Origin of the sequence: Nonomuraea sp. LPB2021202275-12-8, from assembly GCF_037044575.1 — a bacterium.
Classification (GTDB): Bacteria; Actinomycetota; Actinomycetes; order Streptosporangiales; family Streptosporangiaceae; genus Nonomuraea.
Map to the genome: position 1 here is coordinate 1 of NZ_JBAHWD010000120.1, position 1,406 is coordinate 1,406.

Sequence of the window (1,406 nt, forward strand, 5' to 3'; positions counted from 1 at the left end):
TGAGATGTGATGCCGAGCCGATTGTGGTGAAGTGGATGATCCTATGCTGCCGAGAAAAGCCTCTAGCGAGTGTTGTGGCGGCCCGTACCCTAAACCGACTCAGGTGGTCAGGTAGAGAATACCAAGGCGATCGGGTGAACTGTGGTTAAGGAACTCGGCAAATTGCCCCCGTAACTTCGGGAGAAGGGGGACCTCTGCTGGTGATCAGGCTAGCTCTGTGAGCTGGTGGGGGTCGCAGTGGCCAGGGGGAAGCGACTGTTTACTAAAAACACAGGTCCGTGCGAAGTCGTAAGACGATGTATACGGACTGACGCCTGCCCGGTGCCGGAACGTTAAGGGGACCGCTTAGTGCACTTCGGTGTGCGAAGGTGAGAACTTAAGCGCCGGTAAACGGCGGTGGTAACTATAACCATCCTAAGGTAGCGAAATTCCTTGTCGGGTAAGTTCCGACCTGCACGAATGGCGTAACGACTTCCCCGCTGTCTCAACCACAGACCCGGCGAAATTGCACTACGAGTAAAGATGCTCGTTACGCGCAGCAGGACGGAAAGACCCCGGGACCTTCACTACAGCTTGACATTGGCGTTTGGAACGTCTTGTGTAGGATAGGTGGGAGACTAGGAAGCTCGGACGCTAGTTCGGGTGGAGTCATTGGTGAAATACCACTCTGGTCGTTTTGAACGTCTAACTCTGGTCCGTGATCCGGATCGGGGACAGTGTCTGGTGGGTAGTTTAACTGGGGCGGTTGCCTCCTAAAGAGTAACGGAGGCGCCCAAAGGTTCCCTCAGCCTGGTTGGCAATCAGGTGTCGAGTGTAAGTGCACAAGGGAGCTTGACTGTGAGACTGACGGGTCGAGCAGGAGCGAAAGCTGGGACTAGTGATCCGGCATCGGCATGTGGAAGCGGTGTCGCTCAACGGCTAAAAGGTACCCCGGGGATAACAGGCTGATCTTCCCCAAGAGTCCATATCGACGGGATGGTTTGGCACCTCGATGTCGGCTCGTCGCATCCTGGGGCTGGAGTAGGTCCCAAGGGTTGGGCTGTTCGCCCATTAAAGCGGTACGCGAGCTGGGTTTAGAACGTCGCGAGACAGTTCGGTCCCTATCCGCTGCGCGCGCAGGAGACTTGAAAGGAGCTGTCCCTAGTACGAGAGGACCGGGACGGACGAACCTCTGGTGTGCCAGTTGTACCGCCAGGTGCACGGCTGGTTGGCTACGTTCGGAAGGGATAACCGCTGAAAGCATCTAAGCGGGAAGCTCGCCTTGAGATGAGGTCTCCCACCACGAGAGTGGGTAAGGCTCCCGGTAGACGACCGGGTTGATAGGCCGGAGGTGGAAGCACGGCAACGTGTGGAGCTGACCGGTACTAATAGGCCGAGGACTTGACCACAAAGCATACTTTCCCCAC

1 rRNA gene is annotated in these 1,406 nt (G+C 56.8%); it reads left to right on the forward strand.

Features of this window, described 5'->3' with window-relative positions:
• A 23S ribosomal RNA gene (locus tag V5E28_RS48970) occupies window positions 1–1,388 on the forward strand; the annotation flags it as partial.
• Window positions 1,389–1,406: the final 18 nt, after the last annotated feature.